The sequence below is a fragment of the Paraburkholderia sp. J63 genome (genome assembly GCF_905220245.1).
GTDB lineage: Bacteria > Pseudomonadota > Gammaproteobacteria > Burkholderiales > Burkholderiaceae > Paraburkholderia.
On sequence record NZ_CAJMZF010000001.1, the window covers coordinates 401,860 to 415,987 of the forward strand.

Genomic DNA, 14,128 nt, shown 5'->3' on the forward strand with positions numbered 1-14,128 from the left:
CGAAAAGCCGGAGACGCACCATGTCCAACCCGTACGCCAAGCCCCACGCACGACTCGATACGACGTTGGCGCTGTTGCAGACGCTCGTCGAATTCGATACGCGCAGCGCTCGCTCGAATCTCGATCTGATCGCATTCGTGCGCGATTATCTCGCGGGCTTCGGCATCGAAGCCACGCTCAACTACAGCGCGGCGCGCGACAAGGCGAATCTCTACGCCACCATCGGGCCGCGCGACCGCGCGGGGCTGTGCCTCTCGGGCCACACGGACGTGGTGCCCGCCGATGGCCAGCCGTGGACCGTGCCGCCGTTCGCGCTCACGCGCCAGGACGATCGCGTGCTGGGCCGCGGCACCGCCGACATGAAGGGCTATCTCGCGTGCGTGCTCGCGAGCGTGCCGTATTTCGTCGAGCATTGCACCACGCTGCCGATCCATCTCGCGTTCAGCTACGACGAGGAGGTGGGCTGCCGCGGCGTGCGCGGACTGCTCGACGAGCTCGAGCGTGCGCCGTTCAAGCCGCTCGCCTGCATCATCGGCGAGCCGACCAGCATGCAGGTGGCCATCGCGCACAAGGGCAAGCGTGCGTATCGCTGCTGTTTCAAGGGGCTCGCGGGGCATTCGGCGCTCACGCATCTCGGCGTCAACGCGGTCGATTTCGCGGCTGAATTCGCGGTGCATCTGCGCCGCGCGAGCCGCGCCTTGCGCGAGCACGGCAACCACGACGCGCGCTTCGAGCCGCCGTACACCACCGTACACACGGGCAAGCTCAACGGCGGCATTGCGCTCAACGTGATCCCCGATCGCGCGGAGCTCGAATTCGAGGTGCGCAATCTGCCCGACGATGCCATCGACGACATCGTGCAGGCGGCGCGGCGCTTCGCCGAGGACGAGCTCGAAACGCAGATGCACGCGGTATCGGCGCAAACCGGCATCGAGTGGCACGAGCTCGTGGACTATCCCGCGCTGGCCGCCGACACGTCGGCGCACTGGCTGCGCGACATGGCCTGCGAGCTCACCGGCGACGCCACGCTGCGCACGCTTTCTTTCGGCACCGAAGGCGGTTTGTTCCAGCGCATCGGCATCCCGACCATCGTCTGCGGCCCCGGCTCGATCGAGCAGGGCCACAAGGCCGACGAGTACGTCGAGATCGCGCAGCTCGAACGCTGCCTGGGCTTTCTCGAACGGCTCGCGGCGCAGTTGCCGCTGCGCGCCGCGAGCCCGCTCGCGCAAGCCTGAAAAAAGCCACAAGGGCGCGACGTCATACGCGCCAGCCCAGAACCGGCGCCGCCAGAACGAGCGCCGGAATCATCACAGCGCGCTTGACGCGCTGAACCGGAGACATGTCATGTCAGCAGAGCGCGGGTCCGTCCCGCTTATCGAAAAGCATACGATCGGCTATGTGCCGCCCGAGGAGCGACACGGCAAAGTGCGCGATCTGTTCACGCTGTGGTTCGGCGGCAATATCGCGCCGCTGCCCATCGTGACCGGCGCACTGGGCGTGCAGCTCTATCACCTGAATCTGTTCTGGGGGATCGTCGCGATCGTCGTGGGGCAGGCACTGGGCGGCGTGCTGATGGCGCTGCATTCGGCGCAAGGTCCGCAAATGGGCATCCCGCAGATGATCCAGAGCCGCGCGCAGTTCGGCTCGTGGGGCGCCTTGCTCGTGACCGTGATCGCGGGCGTGATGTACGTGGGCTTCTTCGCGTCCAACATCGTGCTCGCGGGCAAGTCGATGCACGGCATCGCGTCGAGCGTGCCGGTGCCGGTGGGCATCGTGATCGGCGCGGTGGGCTCGGGGTGCATCGGCATCATCGGATACCGCTTCATTCACGTGCTCAACCGCATCGGCACCTGGGTGCTCGGCATCGGCATCATGGTGGGCTTCTGGACCATTTTCTCGCATGTGCAGAGCGCCGATTTCCTCACGCGCGGCGGCTTCAACTTCGCGGGCTGGCTCGCCACGGTCTCGCTCTCGGCACTCTGGCAGATCGCGTTCGCGCCTTACGTCTCCGACTATTCGCGCTACTTGCCCGCCAACGTGGGTGTGGGCTCGACGTTCTGGGCCACTTACCTCGGCTGCACGCTGGGCTCCACGCTTGCCTTCGTGTTCGGCGCGGTCGCGGCGCTTGCGGTGCCGCCCGGCGTCGACACGATGGACGCCGTCAAGCAGGCGACCGGCGCGCTCGGCCCGCTGATGCTCGTGCTGTTCCTGCTCAGCGTGATCAGCCATAACGCGCTCAATCTCTACGGCGCGGTGCTCTCGGCGATCACCTCGCTGCAGACCTTCGCGTACCGCTGGATTCCCACCTCGAAGGCACGTGCGGTGCTTTCGGTCGTGATCCTCGTGGCGTGCTGCTATGCGGCCATCGGCGCGTCGAGCAATTTCGTGGGCCATTTCGTCGATCTCGTGCTCGCGCTGCTGGTCGTTCTGGTGCCGTGGACGGCGATCAACCTGATCGACTTCTATGTGATTCACGCGGGCAAGTACGACATCAGCTCGATTTTCCGCGTGGACGGCGGCATCTACGGGCGCTTCAACCCGCAGGCGCTGATCGCCTACGCGGTGGGGATCGCCGTGCAGATTCCGTTCATGAACACGCCCCTCTACGCGGGCCCGGTTGCCGCGCACATCGACGGCGCGGATCTGTCCTGGCTCGTCGGGCTGCTCGTGACTTCGCCGCTTTATTACTGGCTGGCTTCGCGCGACAGCGCCTACCGCCGCCGCCAGCACGCCGGCATGGCGGTGTGACGGGCTGAATCGAGCTGAACCGGTGGTTTGCATGAATTCAATGAATATTTGGAAGGAAACAGCAATGACAAACGTTAGGACTTCGATCGATACGCTCGTGGTGGGCGCCGGCCAGGCCGGGGTGGCCATGAGCGAGCACCTGGGCAAGCTCGGCGTGCCGCATCTCGTGCTGGAGCGCGAGCGCATTGCCGAGCGCTGGCGCACGGGCCGCTGGGATTCGCTGGTAGCCAACGGCCCCGCGTGGCACGATCGCTTCCCCGGCATGGAGTTCGACGGCATCGGCCCCGACGACTTTGCCTCGAAAGACCAGGTGGCCGACTACTTCGTGGCCTATGCGCAGAAGATCGAGGCGCCCATCCGCACCGGCGTGGAAGTGACGAAGGTCGCGCGCATGAGCGGTCAGGCCGGCTTTGTCGTCGAGACCAGCGACGGCGTGATCGAGGCGCGTCGCGTGGTGGTGGCGACAGGGCCGTTCCAGCGTCCCGTCATTGCGCCGATCGCACCGAAGGACGGCGATATTCACCAGATTCATTCGGCATCCTACAAGAATCCCGCGCAGCTTCCCGAAGGCGCGGTGCTCGTGGTGGGCGCGGGCTCCTCGGGCGTGCAGATCGCCGACGAATTGCGCCGTGCGGGGCGCGAGGTTTATCTCTCGGTGGGGCCGCACGACCGGCCGCCGCGCGCCTATCGCAATCGCGACTTCTGCTGGTGGCTGGGCGTGCTCGGCGAATGGGATGCCGAGGTTCCGCGGGCGGGCCGCGAGCACGTCACCATCGCGGTGAGCGGCGCGCGCGGCGGTCAGACCGTCGACTTCCGCGCGCTCGCGCATCAGGGCATGACGCTCGTCGGCCTGACGAAGTCGTTCGAGAACGGCGTCGTGACCTTCGAAACGGATCTGGCCGAAAACCTCAAGCGCGGCGACGAGAACTATCTCTCGCTGCTCGACGCCGCCGATGCGTATATCGAGCGCAACGGGCTCGATTTGCCACTGGAGCCCGAAGCACGCCGCGTGCATCCCGACCCGGCCTGCGTGACCGAGCCGATTCTCGCGCTCGATCTGGCGGGCGCCGGTGTCACGTCGATCATCTGGGCGACCGGCTATGCCGTCGATTACGGCTGGCTCCAGGTGAATGCGTTCGACGAGAAGGGCAAGCCCCGGCATCAGCGCGGCGTGTCGAGCGAGCCCGGCATTTATTTCCTGGGGCTGCCGTGGCTCTCGCGCCGCGGCTCCAGCTTCATCTGGGGCGTATGGCACGACGCCAGGCATATTGCCGACCATATCGTCACGCAGCGCAAATATCTTGCTTACCAGGACGCTGTGCAGCGCGAGGCTCGCTCGCTTGAAGACGAGGCGACGAGCCGCGAGTCGGCGGCGTTGCAGATGCGCAAGCTGAGCGCCGTGAACGTGAGCTGACGCAGTCAGCGAGCGCTCGCGAACCGGCTGGATCGAGCGGCCCATCCGCGCTTTACGCGCGCGGATGGGCCGCTCGGCCATTTCTGGCGGCCACATGCAGGTTCTATGTGGGCCCAATATTTGCCCCCCTCGACTCGCGACGACCAGGGCAGGCGGACGAGGCTGCTGCTTTGCACAAAAGTTGACTTTTGATCCGGTACGGGCTTACCCGAATGCAAAAAAGTATCAGTTAGCGGTCTTATTTTCAGTGGTGACATATCGCCGAGCGGGCTAATTTCTCAGTCATGGCGATCGCAGAATGCAAGGACGCAGAGGCGAGCCGCACAAAAACAACAGAACCGGCGCAGGAGGACGACAGATGCAAGCCACTCAGGATGCGACGGCGCGTGAACCGGGCCGGCCCGCGGACCGCCGCCCCACGCAGGGCCATCCCACGCGAATCGACCAGCCCGATCTGGAGCTGGTCGCGGTCCCGCGCGACGAGTCGTTCAAGGTCTGGTCGCATGGCTACCCGTATCGCACGGTCCGCTGGCACTTCCATCCCGAGTACGAGATCCACCTGATCACGGCCACCACGGGCAAGTATTTCGTGGGCGATTACATCGGCAATTTCGAGCCCGGCAATCTCGTGATGATGGGATCGAACCTGCCGCACAACTGGGTCAGCAGCGTACCGTCCGGCGAGCGCGTGGACGAGCGCTGCCTCGTGCTGCAATTCGATACGGCGTTCGTCGAGCGCGCGTTCGAGGCCTTTCCCGAGTTCAGGCGCGTGGAGCCCTTGCTCGACGCGTCGCGCTGGGGCCTGCTGTTCACGCCGGAGACGGGCGCGGCCGCCGGGCCCATCATGCGCGAGATGCTGGGCGCGCAAGGCTTGCGGCGCATCGTGCTGTTCATCGCGCTGTTCGAGCTGCTCGCACAAAGCCCCGGGCCGGTGAAGCTCGCGAGCGCGGCCTATCGCGCCGATCCCACGCGCTACGCCGGAACCCGCATCAATCACGTGCTGGCCTATATCGGCAAGAATCTCTCGCAGGAACTGCGCGAAACGGAGCTGGCCGAGCTTTCGGGGCAGAGCGTGAGCGCATTCTCGCGCTACTTCCGGCGCCATACCGGCATGCCCTTCGTGCAGTACGTGAACCGGCTGCGCATCGATCTCGCCTGCCAGTTGCTATTGTCAGGAAAACTGAGCATTACCGATATCTGCTATCAGGTCGGCTTCAATAATCTCTCGAACTTCAACCGCCAGTTCCTGTTGCTCAAGGACATGTCGCCTTCGCGCTGGCGCGCGTATCAGCAGCTCAACGCCGCGAGCGCGGCCGAATCCGCTGAACTGGAGCCATCCCCGGCATCGTCGGAACCGGCCGACGCGGCGCCCATACCCGGCTAGCTCATGTTTGTCAGGCAGTACCCGCACCGGCATTTCACTAACAACGGAGACACTCGATGACCCACGTATCGAACCAACTGATCGGCGCCGCCATCCTGGGCGTCGCGCTCACGAGCGGCACGACGGCGCTGGCGGCGCCCAGCGGCACGGTCGCGTTCCTGATGCCCGACCAGGCGTCCACGCGCTACGAGCAGCACGACTTTCCGGGCTTCAAGGCCGAGATGGCCAAGCTGTGTCCCGACTGCAAGGTGCTTTACCAGAACGCGAACGCCGACGCTTCGCAGCAGCAGCAACAGTTCAACTCGGTGATCGCGCAGGGCGCGAAAGTGATCGTGCTCGATCCGGTGGACTCCACGGCCGCCGCGTCGCTGGTCCACATGGCGCAGAGCCAGGGCATCAAGGTCATCGCCTATGACCGGCCCGTGCCTTCGACGCCGGCCGACTATTACGTCTCGTTCGACAACGAGCAGATCGGCAAATCCATCGCGCAGTCGCTCGTGCAGCATCTGAAGGACACGGGCGTCTCGGCCAGCAAGGGCGGCGTGCTCGAAGTGAACGGCTCGCCCACCGACGCCGCCGCGGGGCTCATCAAGAAGGGCATTCACGAAGGGCTCGCGGGCAGCGGCTACAAAACGCTTTCGGAGTACGACACGCCCGAGTGGGCGCCGCCCAAGGCCCAGCAATGGGTGAGCGGGCAGATCACGCGCTTTCGCACGCAGATCGTGGGCGTCGTGGCCGCCAACGACGGCACGGCCGGCGGCACCATTGCCGCGTTCAAGGCGGCCGGCGTGAACCCGGTGCCGCCCGTGACCGGTAACGACGCGACGCTGGCCGGCCTGCAACTCATCATCGCGGGCGACCAGTACAACACCATCCTCAAGCCGAGCGAGATCGTCGCGGGCGCGGCCGCCAAGGTGGCCGTCGGGTTCCTGTCGGGCCACGCGCCCAAGGGCCAGACGACGCTGTTCAAGACGCCGACGCAGCTGTTCCAGCCCACGGTGATCACCACGAAGAACATCAAGGCGGAAGTCGTCGACAAGGGCATCGCCAGCGCGAAGGACCTGTGCACCGGCCGCTATGCGGACGGCTGCAAGAAGCTGGGGATTGCGGACTGATGCAGCGAACCGATGCCGTCGCGTGACTTCCTGAACTGATACGGCATCCTGAACGATGAGATCCGGCGCAAGCCGGATCTCATCAAGCGGAACCCGGAGGAACACCTCCCATGACTGAGCAATCCACTGTGCAATTGACCGAACCCTCCACGGCGCGCGCGAATCCCTGCGAACTCGTGCTGAGCCTGCGCGGCATCTCGAAGCATTTCGGCGCGGTTTCCGCGCTCACGGACATCGAGCTCGACGTGCATGCGGGCGAAGTGGTCGCCCTCGTGGGCGACAACGGGGCCGGCAAATCGACGCTCGTGAAAGTGCTCGCCGGCGTCCATCAGCCGAGCGCCGGCACGATCACGTTTCGCGGCCAGCCCGTCACGCTTTCCGATCCGGCCACGGCGCTCGATCTCGGCATCGCCACGGTATTCCAGGACCTCGCGCTGTGCGAGAACCTCGACGTCGTCGCCAATATCTTTCTCGGCCGCGAGCTGAGTCCGATGCGTCTCGACGAGGTGCAGATGGAGGTACGCGCCTGGACGCTCCTGAACGAGCTTTCGGCGCGCATTCCGAGCGTGCGCGACGTGGTGGCCTCGCTCTCGGGCGGCCAGCGGCAGACGGTGGCGATCGCGCGCTCGCTGTTGCTCGACCCGAAGCTCATCATGCTCGACGAACCCACGGCGGCGCTGGGCGTGGCGCAAACCGCCGAGGTGCTGAACCTGATCGAGCGCGTGCGCGACCGGGGTCACGCGGTAATCATGATCAGCCACAACATGGAGGACGTGCGCGCCGTGGCGGACCGCATCGTCGTGCTGCGGCTCGGCCGCAACAACGGCATCTTCTATCCCGACTCCTCGAACGCGGAGCTGGTGGCCGCGATTACCGGCGCGACCGAAAACGCGGTCTCGCGCCGCGCGGGCCGGCGCCAGGCGCAGCAGGATCAGCAAGATCCGCAAGACCCGCAGAACCCACAGGACGTGCAGTGAAAGGAACGATCATGAGCAAGCAAACACAGGGCGCGCCGCAGCCATCCCCGCTGCTCGACCGCAGCGACGTGCGCGTGAAGCATGCCGCGGGCGTGGGCGAGAGCGTCTCGGCATTCGTGGACCGCGTGCGTTCGGGCGATCTCGGGTCGCTGCCCGTCATCGTGGGTCTCGTCATCATCTGGACCGTGTTCACGAGCCTGAACCCGGTGTTTCTCTCCGCCGACAATCTCGTGAACCTGCTGTTCGACTGCTCGACGGTCGGGGTCATTTCGCTCGGCATCGTCTGCGTGCTGCTGGTGGGCGAGATCGATCTCTCGGTGGGCTCGATGAGCGGCTTTGCGTCGGCGCTCGTGGGCACGCTCTGGGTCAATGAAGGCTGGCCCGTGCTGCTCGCGATTCTCGCCGCCGTCGTGGTGGGCGCGCTGATCGGCGCCTTGTATGCGCTGCTGCTCAACCGCCTGGGCATGCCAAGCTTCGTCTCCACGCTGGCCGGGCTGCTCGCCATTCTCGGGATGCAGCTCTACGTGCTCGGCGCGAACGGCTCGATCAATCTGCCCTATGGTTCGGCGATGGTGGACTTCGGACAACTGATGATCATTCCGGCCATCGTCTCGCATCTGATCGCGTTGCTGCCCGGCATCGTGATCGTGCTGCTCGGCCTGCGCACGCGCGCACGCCGCCGCGAGGCGCGGCTCTCGGCGCCCTCGGTGGGCGGCCTGCTCGCGCGCGGGGTGGTCATCACGGTGTTTCTCGAGATCGTGGTGAGCTACCTCGACCAGGGGCGCGGCGTGCCGTTGATGTTCGGCGTATTCCTCGGCCTCGCCGTGGCCATGGACTATGCGCTCAAGCGCACGCGCTGGGGCCGCTCGATGAACGCCGTGGGCGGCAACCGCGAAGCCGCGCGGCGCGCCGGCATCAAGGTCGGCGGCATCTACACGAGTGCCTTCGTGCTGTGCGCGAGCTTCGCCGCGCTCGGCGGCGTGCTCACGGCGGCGCGGCTCGCCTCGGCCAGCCAGCAGGCCGGCACCGGCGACGTGAACCTCAACGCGATCGCGGCGGCCGTGATCGGCGGCACGAGCCTGTTCGGCGGACGCGGCAGCGCCTGGTCGGCCGTGCTCGGCATCATCGTGATCCAGTCGATCGCGAGCGGGCTCACGCTGCTGAACCTGTCGTCGTCGCTGCGCTTCATGATCACGGGCGCGGTGCTCGCGATCGCGGTCATCGTCGATTCGCTGGCCCGGCGCTCGCGCGTTTCGCACGGCCGCGCCTGAGTTCGCGACGGGATGCGTTTGCATCCGCGTTGGCGTCCGTATGCAAAGGAGGAAAATCGTTTATGTCTGCATTCATGACAGGAAAGGTGGCCGCCATCACCGGGGCGGCTTCGGGTATCGGCCTCGAATGCGCGCGCGCGCTGATCGCCGAGGGCGCGAAGGTCGTGCTGATCGACCGCGCGAAAGAGCGGCTCGAAGCCTGCTGCGCGGAGCTGGGCCCGAACGCGCTGGCGTTGCAGGTGGACCTGCTGCAGCCGGCCGAGGTCTCGGGCATGCTGCCGAAGATTCTCCAGCTCGCGGGCGGCCTCGACATTTTTCACGCCAACGCGGGCGCCTATATCGGCGGCGAGATCGTGGGCGGCAATCCCGACGACTGGGACCGCATGCTCAACCTCAATATCAACGCGGCATTCCGTTCGGTTCACGCGGTCTTGCCGCACATGGTCCTGCAGAAGTCGGGCGATATTATTTTCACGAGCTCGATCGCGGGTATCGTGCCCGTCGTGTGGGAACCCATCTACACCGCCTCCAAGTTCGCCGTGCAGGCCTTCGTGCACACGACGCGCCGCCAGGTCGCCAAGTACGGCGTGCGGGTGGGCGCGGTGGCGCCTGGCCCCGTCGTCACGGCCTTGCTCGACGACTGGCCGAAAGCGAAAATGGAAGAAGCGCTCGCCGCGGGCAGCCTGATGCAGCCGAAGGAGGTCGCCGATGCGGTGCTCTTCATGCTCACGCGGCCGCGCAACGTGACGATTCGCGACCTCGTGATCCTGCCGAACAGCGTGGATCTCTAACTCCCGTACGGACCTTGGCAATAAACCATGACCTCTGAGAACCCCACAGCCCGCGCCGCCGCCGATGCGCGCTACGTGATCGGCGTGGACGTCGGCACGGGCAGCGCGCGCGCGGGCATCTTCGATCCGGCCGGCGATATGGTGGCCTCGGCGAAGCAGGACATCACCGTGTTTCATGCGAGCGGCGCCATCGTCGAGCAGTCGAGCGCCGAGATCTGGCGCGCGGTCTGCCATGCCGTGAGAGAGGCGCTCGCGCAGGTCGCCATCGCGCCGGAGCAGATTGCCGGAATCGGGTTCGACGCCACGTGCTCGCTGGTCGTGCTGGGCGAGGGCGGCCAGCCGCTGCCCGTGGGACCCTCCGAGCGCGCCGAGCGCGACATCATCGTCTGGATGGATCATCGCGCGGTCGAGCAGGCCGAACGCATCAACGCGACCGGGCACGCGGTGCTCAACTACGTGGGCGGCAAGATCTCGCCGGAGATGGAGACGCCCAAGCTGCTGTGGCTGCTCGAACACCGGCCCGCCGTGTTCGACGCGGCCTGGCAGTTCTTCGATCTCACCGACTTCCTGACCTGGCGCGCGAGCGGCGACCTCGCGCGCTCGACCTGCACGGTCACCTGCAAATGGACCTACCTGGCGCACGAGCGTCGCTGGGACGAAAGCTATTTTCGGGCCGTGGGCTTGGGCGTGCTCGCCGACGAAGGCTTTGCGCGCATCGGCGCGCGCGTCGTCGACCCGGGCACGCCGCTCGGCAGCGGGCTGACCGCGCAGGCCGCGCAGGAGCTTGGCCTGCGCGCCGGCACGCCCGTCGCCACGGGCGCGATCGATGCGCATGCGGGAGGCATCGGCACCGTGGGCGCCGAGGGCCATCCCGAGTCGAGTCTCGGCTATGTGTTCGGCACGTCGTCATGCACGATGACGACCACGCGCGAGCCCGTGTTCGTGCCGGGAGTTTGGGGTCCTTACTATTCGGCGATGGTGCCCGACGCGTGGCTCAATGAAGGCGGCCAGTCGGTGGCGGGCGCCGCGATCGAGCGCCTGCTCGCGATGCACCCGCTGGCGCCCGAGGCACAGGCCCGCGCGGCGCAGGAGGGGCAGTCGCTGCCGGCCATGCTCGCCGGTCTTGCGGCGCTGGTCTCGAACCGCTTGTCGGACGCGGCGCTGCTCGCGCAAGGGCTGCATATCGTTCCCGAGTTCCTCGGCAACCGCGCGCCGTTCGCCGATCCTCACGCAAGAGCGGTGATCGCGGGCCTCGGGATGGAAACGGACATGGACAGCCTGGTGGCGCTTTACGTGGCGAGCGTATGCAGCATAGGCTATGGGCTGCGCCAGATCGTGGAAGCGCAGGCGAGCGCCGGTGCGCCGGTCGAGCAGGTGGTGATCAGCGGCGGCGCGGGGCGGCTCGACCTCGTGCGCCAGTTGCTTGCCGATGCGACGGGCAAGCCCGTGCTGGCCACGCAGGCGCAGGAGCCCGTGCTGCTGGGCGCCGCGATGCTGGGCGCCGTGGCGGGCGGGGTGTTCGGCGACGTGCGCACGGCCATGGTGAACATGTCGCGCATCAGCAAGCGTTACGCGCCCGACGCGGGCCACATCGCGGCCTTGCACGAGACGCGCTACGACGCTTTCAGGCGCCTGCAGAACGTGGCCAGGGAGATTCGGTAGTTATACAGAAGTATTCTGGCTGCACAAAATCAGTCGAATCCGGCAGGCAAGGACCGAAGGGCCCGCTCACGATCCCCACGCCTGCATTTCGTCGAGCGAGCAGCCCCGCAGTTGGAAGCCAGTCTAATTATCGAGGCCATGGCGTGGCCCGCCTGACGAACCCAGGAGGCGATCATGCAAGGCAGTCAGCTCACCGTCTACGTTATCAACCGGCGTCACCGCGTGCGGCATATGCCCGTCGTCGAATGGATTCTGGGCGAGGCGAAGCATGCCGGCATCCAGGGCGCGACGGTGGTCGAGATTGCCGAAGGCATCGACGCGAACGGCAAATACCACGCCGCGCGTTTCTTCGAACTGGCCGAGCAATCGGTCGCCGTCACGGTCGTCGCTGGCGATGATGCGATCGACCCGTTGCTGGCCAAACTTCATGAGGGCGGCATTCGCCTCTGCTATACGCGCACCCGCATCGAATACGAGACGCTCGGCAGCCATCCCCAGTCAGCGGGCGACGAGCATGCGCCCGCCCAGCGCAATCAATAGCAAACCTGCGGAGGTTTCGAGCGCCGCCTTGCGCCGAAGCAGCGTCTGTCGAACGGTGGGGTGGGAGGCAAGTAGCGCCATCGAGCCGTACCACGCGCCCGAGATGCCGATCGAGAGCACGACGACGGTGATATCGAACCACGCGCTCGCGTGGGCCGGCACCATCACCGCGAAAATGCTGCCATAGAACGCAATCGCTTTCGGATTCGTCATGCTCACGAGATAGCCTTTCTTCGCGGCGGCCCAGCCCGAACTCGCGGCCACGGCCGCAACGGGCAGCGGCTGCCGCGCCGTGCGGATCATTTTGATTCCCAGCCAGATCAGATAGAGGGCGCCCGCGAGCCGGATTACCGCAGTGATCCACGCGACGTGCGTCACGATCAGGCTGAGCCCCGCGATCGCGACCAGCGCCCAGGTGCCCGAGGCAGCCGCAAGACCGAGACTGGTCATGACGCCGGTGTAGCGCGAGGCCATTGCCGTCGAGGTCACGATCAGAAAGTTGGGGCCGGGGCTCGCAACACTGAGGAACAGGACGCCGGCGAGCGCAAGTAAAAGACTGGCGGAATGGGGCATGGTGTTTCCGTGGCGGGGCGGGTGGGGAATGAACGGAAACTATGATAGCGCGCGCAGTTGCTGGCGCAACCGGTTGACCTCGCCGGGGGGGAATTGCTGCTCGACTTCTTCATGTGTGCGCTGCCAAACCGGGAATGCCTGCGCGAGCAGCTTGTGGCCGTCGGGCGTCAAGCCGATGAGACGGCTGCGCTTGTCGTCCGGGTCCTGCTCGACGCGGACGAGGCCGCGCCGCTCCAGCGGCTTGAGAGCGGCCGTGAGCGTGGTGCGATCCATCGCCAGCAGCGACGAGACGTCTTTCATCGCCGGCGGATGCGGCCGGTTCAGCGACATCAGCAGCGAAAACTGGCCGTTCGTGAGATCGAGCGGACGCAAGGCTTCGTCGAAGATCCGCGCAAGGTTGCGCGCCGCGCGCTGCATGTGCAGGCACAGGCAGCAATCGCGCACCATGAGCGTGGTATCGAAAGGGATTTTCTTTACGTTGGCCATGTTGCAATTATGTTGATATCAACCTATATTGTCAACGCCGGACGAGCAACATCCCGTTGCTCTCCTCATCAGTTGGAGGCCGCATGAGCGATCAGAAACTGTTTCTCGCCGTTTTTATCGGTAGCAAGGACAACCCGCGCGCGCAGGCGTGGTGGGCGCAGCCCGAAGAAACGCGGCATGCCCGGGAGCGCGAGGGCATTGCCGCATGGAAGGCGTGGGTGGAGGAGCACAAGGCCGATATCGTCGATTTCGGCGGGCCGCTCGGCAAGACCAAGAGCATCGGCGAGCACGGCATCGAGGATGCGTCCAATGCGCTAACGGGTTTTACGGTTGTGCGCAGCACCTCGCACGAGGCGGCGGCCAGGCTGTTCGAAGGCCATCCGCATTTCGCGATCTTCCCCGGGGATCGCGTCGAGGTCATGCCCGTTCTGCCGATCCCCGGCGGTTGAGGGGCCGAGACCCGGGGGCAGCGAGCGCCGCGAGAAACGACGCGGCCGTTGCCCGCCATGCAAGCGTATTTCCACAGCCTGGAGGATCGTGATGAAGCTTTACGGATTTGCGGGAACCCGTTCGCAGCGTGCGCTCTGGGGGCTCAAGGAAGTCGATGCCGATTTCGAGTTCATATCGGTCAATCTGCTCGAAGGCGAGCACAAGCGGCCCGAGTTCCTGCGCCTCAATCCGGCGGGGAAGGTTCCGGTGCTGGTCGACGGCGACCAGGTCATTCCCGAATCGGCGGCCATCGTGCTGTACCTCGCGGACAAGTATCCGCAGAAAGGATTGCTGCCCGCCGATCTGAACGAACGGGCGCAGGTTTATCGCTGGACGCTGTTCGCGGTGACGGAGCTCGAACAGCCGCTATGGCGAATCACGCGGCACACCCTGGTCTATCCGCCGGACCAGCGCCTGCCGGCCGACATCGAACTCGCGCGAGCCGATTTCGCGACGATGGCCGCGATTCTCGAAGCGCATCTCGACGCGCGCGACTTCATCGTCGGCGACCGGCTCACGGTGGCCGACTGCGTGACGGCGTATCTGATCGACTGGGCCAATGAAGTCCGCTTGATCGACGCGTTCCCGCGTTTGCAGGCGTATCTGGAACGTCTCTATGCGCGTCCCGAGGCGCCCAAGCGTATCGCCGAGGCGCGCAAGGCAGCGTGACTGCGCGGT

Annotated in this window: 14 protein-coding genes; 12 read left to right on the forward strand and 2 right to left on the reverse strand. The window is 66.0% G+C overall.

Going from position 1 to position 14,128, the window contains the following annotated elements:
• Positions 1-20: 20 nt before the first annotated feature.
• The 10 genes from argE to U5775_RS01820 all read left to right on the forward strand — a co-directional run bounded on the left by argE (position 21) and on the right by U5775_RS01820 (position 11,902).
• The gene (gene argE, locus U5775_RS01775; RefSeq protein ID WP_322056397.1) at positions 21-1,235 is read left to right on the forward strand and encodes an acetylornithine deacetylase; all 1,215 of its coding nucleotides are present in this window, start codon (positions 21-23) and stop codon (positions 1,233-1,235) included.
• Between the two features lie 109 nt (positions 1,236-1,344).
• Positions 1,345-2,748 carry a cytosine permease gene (locus U5775_RS01780; RefSeq protein WP_322056398.1) on the forward strand — a complete coding sequence of 468 codons (1,404 nt, stop codon included), beginning with the start codon at positions 1,345-1,347 and terminating at the stop codon, positions 2,746-2,748.
• 64 nt (positions 2,749-2,812) lie between these two features.
• Positions 2,813-4,162, forward strand: coding sequence for an NAD(P)/FAD-dependent oxidoreductase (locus U5775_RS01785; RefSeq protein WP_322056399.1), 1,350 nt, complete (start codon positions 2,813-2,815; stop codon positions 4,160-4,162).
• A 358-nt stretch (positions 4,163-4,520) separates the two neighbouring features.
• Positions 4,521-5,546 (forward strand): AraC family transcriptional regulator, encoded by a 1,026-nt coding sequence (locus tag U5775_RS01790; RefSeq protein WP_322056400.1) that lies wholly within the window; start codon positions 4,521-4,523, stop codon positions 5,544-5,546.
• 56 nt (positions 5,547-5,602) lie between these two features.
• Entirely contained in the window at positions 5,603-6,661 is a 1,059-nt protein-coding gene (locus U5775_RS01795) for a sugar ABC transporter substrate-binding protein (RefSeq protein WP_322056401.1), read from the forward strand.
• A 110-nt stretch (positions 6,662-6,771) separates the two neighbouring features.
• Positions 6,772-7,638, forward strand: coding sequence for an ATP-binding cassette domain-containing protein (locus U5775_RS01800; RefSeq protein ID WP_322056402.1), 867 nt, complete (start codon positions 6,772-6,774; stop codon positions 7,636-7,638).
• Between the two features lie 11 nt (positions 7,639-7,649).
• On the forward strand, positions 7,650-8,909 hold the full coding sequence (locus U5775_RS01805) for an ABC transporter permease subunit (RefSeq protein ID WP_322056403.1): 1,260 nt from the start codon (positions 7,650-7,652) through the stop codon (positions 8,907-8,909).
• Between the two features lie 62 nt (positions 8,910-8,971).
• Positions 8,972-9,700, forward strand: a complete 729-nt coding sequence (locus tag U5775_RS01810; protein ID WP_322056404.1) for an SDR family oxidoreductase — start codon at positions 8,972-8,974, stop codon at positions 9,698-9,700.
• A 27-nt stretch (positions 9,701-9,727) separates the two neighbouring features.
• A complete protein-coding gene (locus tag U5775_RS01815) occupies positions 9,728-11,362 on the forward strand; it encodes an FGGY-family carbohydrate kinase (RefSeq protein WP_322056405.1) in 1,635 nt (544 codons plus the stop codon).
• Between the two features lie 174 nt (positions 11,363-11,536).
• The gene (locus U5775_RS01820; protein WP_322056406.1) at positions 11,537-11,902 is read left to right on the forward strand and encodes a DUF190 domain-containing protein; all 366 of its coding nucleotides are present in this window, start codon (positions 11,537-11,539) and stop codon (positions 11,900-11,902) included.
• Here U5775_RS01820 and U5775_RS01825 read toward each other — a convergent pair.
• Both U5775_RS01825 and U5775_RS01830 read right to left on the reverse strand, forming a co-directional pair.
• Positions 11,861-12,475, reverse strand: a complete 615-nt coding sequence (locus U5775_RS01825) for a LysE family translocator (RefSeq protein WP_322056407.1) — start codon at positions 12,473-12,475, stop codon at positions 11,861-11,863. The two genes, U5775_RS01820 and U5775_RS01825, sit on opposite strands and share 42 nt — an antisense overlap.
• A gap of 39 nt (positions 12,476-12,514) precedes the next feature.
• Complete coding sequence (locus tag U5775_RS01830) at positions 12,515-12,961, reverse strand: MarR family transcriptional regulator (RefSeq protein ID WP_322056408.1); 447 nt, start codon at positions 12,959-12,961, stop codon at positions 12,515-12,517.
• Between the two features lie 83 nt (positions 12,962-13,044).
• Here U5775_RS01830 and U5775_RS01835 point away from each other — a divergent pair, with 83 nt between their 5' ends.
• Together U5775_RS01835 and U5775_RS01840 are read left to right on the forward strand one after the other, a co-directional pair.
• Positions 13,045-13,410, forward strand: coding sequence for a hypothetical protein (locus U5775_RS01835; protein ID WP_322056409.1), 366 nt, complete (start codon positions 13,045-13,047; stop codon positions 13,408-13,410).
• Positions 13,411-13,501: 91 nt separating this feature from the next.
• Complete coding sequence (locus U5775_RS01840) at positions 13,502-14,119, forward strand: glutathione S-transferase family protein (RefSeq protein ID WP_322056410.1); 618 nt, start codon at positions 13,502-13,504, stop codon at positions 14,117-14,119.
• Positions 14,120-14,128: the final 9 nt, after the last annotated feature.

What these genes read in the sequence shown, in the direction of transcription:
- U5775_RS01815 (WP_322056405.1), top strand. Translation starts at nt 9,728, where the DNA reads ATGACCTCTGAGAACCCCACAGCCCGCGCCGCCGCCGATGCGCGCTAC.
- U5775_RS01835 (WP_322056409.1), top strand. Translation starts at nt 13,045, where the DNA reads ATGAGCGATCAGAAACTGTTTCTCGCCGTTTTTATCGGTAGCAAGGAC.
- U5775_RS01785 (WP_322056399.1), top strand. Translation starts at nt 2,813, where the DNA reads ATGACAAACGTTAGGACTTCGATCGATACGCTCGTGGTGGGCGCCGGC.
- U5775_RS01800 (WP_322056402.1), top strand. Translation starts at nt 6,772, where the DNA reads ATGACTGAGCAATCCACTGTGCAATTGACCGAACCCTCCACGGCGCGC.
- U5775_RS01830 (WP_322056408.1), bottom strand. Translation starts at nt 12,961, where the DNA reads ATGGCCAACGTAAAGAAAATCCCTTTCGATACCACGCTCATGGTGCGC.
- U5775_RS01840 (WP_322056410.1), top strand. Translation starts at nt 13,502, where the DNA reads ATGAAGCTTTACGGATTTGCGGGAACCCGTTCGCAGCGTGCGCTCTGG.
- U5775_RS01795 (WP_322056401.1), top strand. Translation starts at nt 5,603, where the DNA reads ATGACCCACGTATCGAACCAACTGATCGGCGCCGCCATCCTGGGCGTC.
- U5775_RS01790 (WP_322056400.1), top strand. Translation starts at nt 4,521, where the DNA reads ATGCAAGCCACTCAGGATGCGACGGCGCGTGAACCGGGCCGGCCCGCG.
- U5775_RS01825 (WP_322056407.1), bottom strand. Translation starts at nt 12,475, where the DNA reads ATGCCCCATTCCGCCAGTCTTTTACTTGCGCTCGCCGGCGTCCTGTTC.
- U5775_RS01820 (WP_322056406.1), top strand. Translation starts at nt 11,537, where the DNA reads ATGCAAGGCAGTCAGCTCACCGTCTACGTTATCAACCGGCGTCACCGC.
- U5775_RS01810 (WP_322056404.1), top strand. Translation starts at nt 8,972, where the DNA reads ATGTCTGCATTCATGACAGGAAAGGTGGCCGCCATCACCGGGGCGGCT.
- U5775_RS01805 (WP_322056403.1), top strand. Translation starts at nt 7,650, where the DNA reads ATGAGCAAGCAAACACAGGGCGCGCCGCAGCCATCCCCGCTGCTCGAC.
- U5775_RS01780 (WP_322056398.1), top strand. Translation starts at nt 1,345, where the DNA reads ATGTCAGCAGAGCGCGGGTCCGTCCCGCTTATCGAAAAGCATACGATC.
- argE (WP_322056397.1), top strand. Translation starts at nt 21, where the DNA reads ATGTCCAACCCGTACGCCAAGCCCCACGCACGACTCGATACGACGTTG.